Source organism: Streptomyces cinereospinus (assembly GCF_042430725.1).
In the GTDB taxonomy this organism is placed as follows: Bacteria; Actinomycetota; Actinomycetes; order Streptomycetales; family Streptomycetaceae; genus Streptomyces; species Streptomyces cinereospinus.
This window is the reverse complement of record NZ_JBHMCY010000005.1, coordinates 157,791-165,324: the sequence shown is the minus strand read 5'-3', so window position 1 is coordinate 165,324 and position 7,534 is coordinate 157,791. Positions and strand designations below refer to the sequence as shown.

Annotated in this window: 7 protein-coding genes; all 7 read right to left on the bottom strand. The window is 72.5% G+C overall.

The window, feature by feature from the left end; translation table 11 throughout:
• Positions 1 to 61: 61 nt before the first annotated feature.
• The 7 genes from ACFF45_RS04345 to rho all read right to left on the bottom strand — a co-directional run bounded on the left by ACFF45_RS04345 (position 62) and on the right by rho (position 7,330).
• Positions 62 to 742 (bottom strand): arsenate reductase/protein-tyrosine-phosphatase family protein, encoded by a 681-nt coding sequence (locus tag ACFF45_RS04345; protein WP_381342049.1) that lies wholly within the window; start codon positions 740 to 742, stop codon positions 62 to 64.
• On the bottom strand, positions 739 to 1,386 hold the full coding sequence (locus ACFF45_RS04340; protein ID WP_381342047.1) for an L-threonylcarbamoyladenylate synthase: 648 nt from the start codon (positions 1,384 to 1,386) through the stop codon (positions 739 to 741). Before ACFF45_RS04340 ends, ACFF45_RS04345 begins: the two co-directional genes overlap by 4 nt.
• Before the next feature lie 51 nt (positions 1,387 to 1,437).
• The gene (prmC, locus tag ACFF45_RS04335; RefSeq protein WP_381342077.1) at positions 1,438 to 2,277 is read right to left on the bottom strand and encodes a peptide chain release factor N(5)-glutamine methyltransferase; all 840 of its coding nucleotides are present in this window, start codon (positions 2,275 to 2,277) and stop codon (positions 1,438 to 1,440) included.
• 71 nt (positions 2,278 to 2,348) lie between these two features.
• Complete coding sequence (prfA, locus tag ACFF45_RS04330; RefSeq protein ID WP_381342045.1) at positions 2,349 to 3,416, bottom strand: peptide chain release factor 1; 1,068 nt, start codon at positions 3,414 to 3,416, stop codon at positions 2,349 to 2,351.
• A gap of 106 nt (positions 3,417 to 3,522) precedes the next feature.
• Positions 3,523 to 3,744: a 50S ribosomal protein L31 gene (rpmE, locus tag ACFF45_RS04325; RefSeq protein ID WP_093720256.1), complete on the bottom strand. Its 222-nt coding sequence runs from the start codon at positions 3,742 to 3,744 to the stop codon at positions 3,523 to 3,525.
• A 192-nt stretch (positions 3,745 to 3,936) separates the two neighbouring features.
• Positions 3,937 to 5,076: an LCP family protein gene (locus tag ACFF45_RS04320; protein WP_381342042.1), complete on the bottom strand. Its 1,140-nt coding sequence runs from the start codon at positions 5,074 to 5,076 to the stop codon at positions 3,937 to 3,939.
• Between the two features lie 199 nt (positions 5,077 to 5,275).
• Positions 5,276 to 7,330, bottom strand: coding sequence for a transcription termination factor Rho (rho, locus tag ACFF45_RS04315; RefSeq protein ID WP_381342039.1), 2,055 nt, complete (start codon positions 7,328 to 7,330; stop codon positions 5,276 to 5,278).
• Positions 7,331 to 7,534 lie beyond the last annotated feature (204 nt).

The following is a 7,534-nucleotide window of genomic DNA, read 5'->3' as shown; positions in this document are numbered from 1 at the left end:
GGGGCGGGGGCGGGGGCGGGGGCGGGGGCGGGGGCGGGGGCGGGGGCGGGGGCGGCCGGGTCTAGGTCCGGGCGGCCACCCCGGTCAACGCCGTCACCACGGGGTCCAGCGCCTGGTGTATCTCGTCGCCGACCGAGCGGAAGAAGGTCAGCGGCGCCCCGTACGGGTCGTACACCTCGTCCGCCTCGGCGGTCGGCGCCAGCAGCCAGCCCCGCAGCGCGGCGGCGGCCCGCACCAGCGCCCTCGCCCGCACGACCACCCCGTCCTCCAGCGGCGGCAGGGTCGCCGGGTCGATGGCCTTCACCAGCCGGGTGAACTCCTTCAGCGTGAAGGTGCGCAGCCCCGCCGAGTGCCCCATCGAGATGACCTGGGCGCGGTGGTCACGGGTGGCGGTGAGCACCAGGTCGGCACGGATGACGTGCTCGTCCAGCAGCTCCCGCCCCACGAAGCCGGAGGCGTCCGCGCCGAAGTCGGCCAGCACCGTCTCGGCGTTGGCCTCCATGGGGGCGCCCTCGTGGCCCCAGGTCCCGGCGCTCTCCACGATCAGCCCGCCGCCCAGGACACCGAGCCGCTGCGACACGAAGTGCCGGGTCAGCCGCTCGGTGATGGGCGAGCGGCACACGTTGCCGGTGCTGACGTGGAGGATGCGGAAGCTGTCGCGCGGAAGTCCCACGAAGGTCGTCGTGATCTCCGCCGCGCTCTCCGCGTTGCCTATGCAACGCCCCGCTCCAGGGGCTGTCAATTGGCCACCTCGAGGTCGGGTACGACCTTGCGCAGCTCGTCCGGCGAGAGGGCGCCCTCACGCAGCAGGACGGGCACGGGGCCGGTGACGTCGACGATGGAGGACGGCACGTTGCCGGGGGTCGGGCCGCCGTCGAGGTAGACGGAGACGGAGTCGCCGAGCATCTGCTGGGCGGCGTCGCAGTCCTCCGGCGCCGGGTGCCCGGTGAGGTTCGCCGAGGAGACGGCCATGGGGCCGACCTCGGTGAGCAGCTCGATGGCGACCGGGTGCAGTGGCATGCGCACGGCAACCGTGCCCCGGGTGTCGCCCAGGTCCCACTGGAGCGACGGCTGGTGCCTGGCCACCAGCGTCAGCGCGCCCGGCCAGAACGCGTCGACCAGTTCCCAGGCCAGCTCGGAGAAGTCGGTGACCAGGCCGTGCAGGGTGTTCGGGGAGCCGATGAGGACGGGCGTGGGCATGTTGCGGCCCCGGCCCTTGGCCAGCAGCAGGTCGGAGACGGCCTCCGCGGAGAACGCGTCGGCACCGATGCCGTACACGGTGTCGGTCGGGAGGACCACCAGCTCGCCACGGCGGACGGCGGACGCGGCCTCACGCAGACCGGTCACACGGTCGGTGGTGTCGTTGGTGTCGTATCGCCGGGCCATTTCAGCGGTCCTCCTCGTACACGTACTGCGGGTGCGAAGTCTGGTGGGTGCTCACGGCAGCGCCCTGCGGGCGGTGGCGAAGCGCGGGCGGTTGTTGAGGTCGGGGTGGTCGGCCGCGTCGGCCCAGCCCCGCTCCTCGGTGAAGATCCACGGCACCTGGCCGCCCTGGGTGTCGGCGTGCTCGATGACGACGACGCCGCCGGGGCGCAGCAGCCGGTGCGCGGTGCGTTCCAGACCCCGGATGAGGTCGAGGCCGTCCTCGCCGGAGAACAGCGCCAGCTCGGGGTCGTAGTCCCGGGCCTCGGGAGCGACGTACTCCCACTCGGTGAGCGGGATGTACGGCGGGTTGGAGATCACCAGGTCGACCTGCCCGTCCAGGTCGGGAAAGGCGGTCAGGGCGTCCCCCTGGCGCAGCTCCACCCGGGACCCCTCGACGTTCTTGCGGGTCCAGCGCAGCGCGTCCTCGGACAGCTCCACGGCGTGCACGCGCGAGCGCGGCACCTCCTGGGCGAGGGCGAGCGCGATGGCACCGGAGCCGGTGCACAGGTCGACGATGCACGGCTCGACCACGTCCATGGCGCGCACGGCGTCTATGGCCCAGCCGACCACCGACTCGGTCTCCGGCCGGGGCACGAACACCCCCGGCCCGACCTGGAGCTCCAGGTACCGGAAGAAGGCGCGCCCGGTGATGTGCTGGAGCGGCTCGCGCTGCTCACGGCGCGCGACGACCTCCCAGTAGCGGGCGTCGAAGTCGGAGTCCTGCACGGAGTGCAACTCGCCCCGCTTCACGCCGTGCACGAACGCCGCGAGCTCCTCCGCGTCGGTGCGCGGCGAGGGCACGCCCGCGTCGGCCAGCCGCTGGGTGGCCTGAGCCACCTCCGCGAGCAGCAGACTGCGGGGGCCCGGGGGTCGCCCCCCAAAAGATGGCTGCACGCTCGTCCTCCGTCGTACTCGTGAGTGCCTTACGCGGCTGCGAGCTTGGCGGCCGAGTCCGCGTCGACGCAGGCCTGGATCACCGCGTCGAGGTCGCCGTCCAGGACCTGGTCCAGGTTGTACGCCTTGAAGCCGACGCGGTGGTCCGAGATGCGGTTCTCCGGGAAGTTGTAGGTACGGATCTTCTCGGAGCGGTCGACGGTGCGGACCTGGCTGCGGCGGGCGTCGGCGGCCTCCCTCTCCGCCTCCTCCTGCGCCATGGCGAGCAGCCTGGAGCGCAGGATACGCAGAGCCTGCTCCTTGTTCTGCAGCTGGCTCTTCTCGTTCTGGCAGGAGGCGACGACTCCGGTCGGGACGTGCGTGATGCGCACGGCGGAGTCGGTGGTGTTCACGGACTGGCCGCCGGGGCCGGAGGACCGGTAGACGTCGATGCGCAGGTCGTTCGGGTTGATCTCGACATCCACCTCCTCCGCCTCGGGGGTGACGAGGACACCGGCCGCGGAGGTGTGGATCCGGCCCTGCGACTCGGTCGCCGGCACGCGCTGCACGCGGTGCACGCCGCCCTCGTACTTCAGCCGCGCCCACACGCCCTGCCCGGGCCCGGTCTGCCCGCGCGTCTTCACCGCGACCTGGACGTCCTTGTAGCCGCCGAGCTCGGACTCGGTGGCGTCGATGATCTCGGTCTTCCAGCCCACCCGCTCGGCGTAGCGCAGGTACATGCGCAGCAGGTCGCCGGCGAACAGCGCCGACTCGTCGCCGCCCGCGCCCGCCTTGATCTCCAGGATCACGTCCTTGTCGTCGCTGGGGTCGCGCGGGACCAGCAGCAGCCGCAGCTTCTCGGTCAGCTCCTCGCGCTGCTGCTCCAGCTCCTTGACCTCGGCGGCGAACTCCGGGTCGTCGGCGCCGAGTTCGCGGGCCGTGTCGATGTCGTCGCCGGCCTGCCGCCAGGAGCGGTACGTGGCGACGATCGGGGTCAGCTCGGCGTACCGCTTGTTCAGCTTGCGGGCGTTGGCCTGGTCGGCGTGGACCGACGGGTCGGCGAGCTTCTTCTCCAGGTCGGCGTGCTCGGCGACGAGCTCCTCGACGGCCTCGAACATCTCTGGCTCCTGTGGATGCGTGGGGTGAAGTGGGCGGCGACCAAAAACGCCGGTCCCGGCGCGCCCCGGCAGGGGACACGGCCGTGGACCGGCGAAGAGGGGCTCGCTACTTCTTGGAGCCGGCAGCCTTGCCGAAGCGGGCCTCGAAGCGGGCCACACGGCCACCGGTGTCGAGGATCTTCTGCTTGCCCGTGTAGAACGGGTGGCACTCGGAGCAGACCTCGGCCCGGATGGTGCCGGACGAGATGGTGCTACGGGTGGTGAACGACGCGCCGCAGGTGCAGCTGACCTGCGTCTCGACGTACTCGGGGTGGATGTCGCGCTTCAAGGTGTCTCCTAGTTTCGGGAGGGCGCCGGGTCGCGGCCGCGGGATGCGGAAGCGTGAACCGGAGCCGACGTACCAGTCTGCCAGCACTGGGGCCATCCCCCAAAACCGGGGGCCGCCGCCGTCTATTCCGTACGGGCGTTCCCTGGCCGTGCGCGCCCGCGCGGCGGCGCCGCGACCGGCCGGGCCCCGCGCTCACGGAGCGCTCACCACGCTGTCGGCCTCGCCCGTCGCCGTGCCCCGCGTGGCCGACCGCGGGATCGGGCGGTCGTTCTTCAGGGCCGTCCAGACCTGCCGGGCCCCGGCCTCGTCGAGCAGGACGCGGTTGGGGTCGGCCGGGTCGTAGCGGACCGGCATGGTGATCATCGTGAGCTTCGCGGCGCTGATGCCCTTGAGGCCGCTCGCGAAGGACATCAGGGCGTCGACCGAGCCGAGGGCGGAGTCGGTCGTGATCGCGTCGGTGGCGGTGTCGGCGAGGTCGTACAGCTTCTTCGGGCTGGTGAACAGGCCGATGTCCCTGACCTGCTCGACCAGCGCCTTGACGAAGGCCTGCTGGAGCTGGATGCGGCCGAGGTCCGAGCCGTCGCCGACGCCGTGCCGGGTGCGGACCAGGCCGAGGGCCTGCTCGCCGGTGAGCCGGTGGGTGCCGGCCTTCAGGGTCAGGTGGCTGTCGGGGTCCGCGATGTCCTCGGTCGTGGTCACCCGGACGCCGCCCAGCTCGTCGACGAGCCGCTCGAAGCCGGCGAAATCGACCTCCAGGTAGTGGTCCATCCGGATGCCGGTGAGGGACTCCACGGTCTTCACGGCGCACGCGGCGCCGCCGGTGGCGTACGCGGAGTTGAACATCACGCCAAAGGCCGCCTCGTGCCGGGTGCCGTCGGGGCCCGTGCACGCGGGGCGGTCGATCAGGGTGTCGCGCGGGACGGAGACCACGCCGGCCGCCTTCCGGCCCTCGTAGAGGTGCACGATCATCGCGGTGTCCGAGCGGGCGCCGCCGTCGTCGGTTCCGCCGCCCAGTTCCCCGTTGCCGCCGGAGCGGGAGTCCGAGCCCAGGACGAGGACGGTCTCGGAGCCGTTGGCGGCCCTGCCGGGCCGGTCGGCGCCCAGGGCGTGGTCGAGGTCGATGCTGCGCAGGTTGCCGTTGAGCTTGACGTACAGGTATCCGACGCCGGTGCCGCCCAGGACGAGGATGCCCACCGCGGTCCAGGCGGTCACCAGCAGCCCTCTGCGGCCCCGGCCCGGGGGCTTGCGGCTGAGGGCCCCGGCCCGGCGGCGCGGGCCCCGTGAGCCGGGCGCGCCCGGTATGCCGGGCTCCGGCGTGCTGTCGGCAGGCATGTGCTCCTCGGTTCTCGTCGGCTCGCTGGTCCTTTGCGGTTACCCCCTGCGCGGTCGGGAATGGGCGTGCGTCTCACCATCGTCGCCCCGTACGGCCGGGCGGGAAACTCGGCGGCGGCAGCGCGCCGGGAACGCGGAAGGGCCGCATCCGTCACCGACGTGACGGATGCGGCCCTTGCCCAGGCCGGTCCGAGCGGGCTCAGTCGCCGTTGCCGGGAGCCGGCGTCGTCTTCTGGATCTGCATCAGGAACTCGACGTTCGACTTGGTCTGCTTCATCTTGTCGAGCAGCAGCTCGATCGCCTGCTGCTGGTCGAGCGCGTGCAGCACCCGGCGCAGCTTCCAGACGATGCCCAGCTCCTCGGCGCCGAGCAGGATCTCCTCCTTGCGCGTACCGGACGCGTCGACGTCGACGGCCGGGAAGATGCGCTTGTCGGCGAGCTTCCGGTCGAGCTTGAGCTCCATGTTGCCGGTGCCCTTGAACTCCTCGAAGATCACCTCGTCCATGCGGGACCCGGTGTCCACCAGGGCGGTGGCGAGGATGGTCAGCGAGCCGCCGTCCTCGATGTTGCGGGCCGCACCGAAGAAGCGCTTCGGCGGGTACAGGGCGGTGGAGTCGACACCACCGGACAGGATGCGGCCGGAGGCCGGGGCGGCGAGGTTGTACGCACGGCCCAGACGCGTGATCGAGTCGAGCAGCACGACGACGTCGTGACCCAGCTCCACCAGGCGCTTGGCGCGCTCGATGGCCAGCTCGGCGACCGTGGTGTGGTCCTCGGCCGGGCGGTCGAAGGTCGAGGAGATGACCTCGCCCTTGACCGACCGCTGCATGTCGGTGACCTCTTCCGGACGCTCGTCGACCAGGACGACCATCAGGTGGCACTCGGGGTTGTTGTGCGTGATCGCGTTGGCGATCGCCTGCATGATCATGGTCTTGCCGGTCTTCGGCGGGGCCACGATCAGACCGCGCTGGCCCTTGCCGATCGGCGACACCAGGTCGATGATGCGGGTGGTGAGCACGCCCGGGTCCGTCTCCAGGCGGAGGCGGTCCTGCGGGTACAGCGGGGTGAGCTTGTTGAACTCCGGGCGGCCGCGACCGTGTTCGGGCGCCATGCCGTTGACGGAGTCCAGCCGGACGAGCGCGTTGAACTTCTCGCGCCGCTCGCCCTCCTTCGGCTGGCGGACCGCGCCGGTGATGTGGTCGCCCTTGCGCAGGCCGTTCTTGCGGACCTGGGCGAGGGAGACGTACACGTCGTTCGGCCCGGGCAGGTAGCCCGACGTGCGGATGAAGGCGTAGTTGTCGAGGATGTCCAGGATGCCGGCGACCGGGATCAGGACGTCGTCCTCGGTGATCTGCGGCTCGCTGCCCATCTCGTCGCGGCCCCGGCGGCCCCGGCGGTCCCGGTAGCGGCCGCGACGGCCGCGCCGGCCGCCCTCGAAGTCGTCGTCGTCCTGCTGCTGGGCGCGGTCCTGACGGCCGCCGCCCTGCTGCTGGCCCTGCTGCTGGCCGCGCTGGCCGCCCTGCTGGTCGTCGCCCTTGCGGCGGTCCCGGTCGCGGTCCCGGTCGCGGTCCCGGCCGCGCTCGCGGCGGTCGCGGCGGCGGCCCTCGCCGTCACCGGCGTCGCCCTGCGGCTGCTGCTCGGACGCGCCGGAGGCCTTGGCGGAGGCCGTCTCGGCCTTCGGCTCGCCCTTGGCCTCGGCGGTCACGGTCTCGGGGCTGCCCGCCTCGGCGGTGGCACGGCGACGGCGGCGCTCGGCCGGCGCGTCGTCCGCCTGGCGCTCGGCCTCTCCGCCCCGCTCGGCCGCGCCCGCGTGGGAGGCGCCCCCGTCACGGGCGGTGCCTCCGGCCGGCTGGCCGGGGATCTCGATCTGCTGCTGGGCCACGGCCTTGTCGGCGGGCGCCTCGGCCGTCTTGGCGGCCTTCTCGGCGGGGGCTTCCTCGCCGGTGCGCGCCTTGGAGGTGGCGCGGCGCTTCGGCTTGGTCTCGGTGGCGGCCTCGGCGGTCTTCGCCGGGGCTCCCCCTCCCGCCTGCGCCTCCTTGATGACCTCGATCAGCTGGCTCTTGCGCATGCGCGCGGTGCCCCTGATGCCGAGGCCGGATGCGACCTGCTGCAGCTCGGCCAGCACCATGCCCTCGAGGCCGGTACCGCGGCGCCGCCGGGAGCCGGCACCGGTGGCAGGCGCGGAGGCGTCCGTGGCGGGCGCGGCAGCGGTCTCCTCGACACGTGCGCCCATCAGATCGGTGGTGTCGCTCACGAAGGGTCCTTCCCTGGAGCGGACGTCGGCCTGTCTGGCTCGGCGACCGGTTGTGCTGTCCGGCTTCGGTTCTTGCTGACCGAACCGTGCCGGGGCGGTAATCCGCCGGAGCGGCGGAGGAAATATCTGGTGATGGCGCTTCCTTGAGCCGTGGCACCCAGTGTCACGTGGCGTGGTCGCACCGGTTCCGGAGCGTGCCCGTCG

Bases quoted from the DNA above. Each gene is read 5' to 3' on its own strand.
- ACFF45_RS04340 (WP_381342047.1), bottom strand. From the start codon at position 1,386: ATGGCCCGGCGATACGACACCAACGACACCACCGACCGTGTGACCGGT.
- prfA (WP_381342045.1), bottom strand. From the start codon at position 3,416: ATGTTCGAGGCCGTCGAGGAGCTCGTCGCCGAGCACGCCGACCTGGAG.
- ACFF45_RS04320 (WP_381342042.1), bottom strand. From the start codon at position 5,076: ATGCCTGCCGACAGCACGCCGGAGCCCGGCATACCGGGCGCGCCCGGC.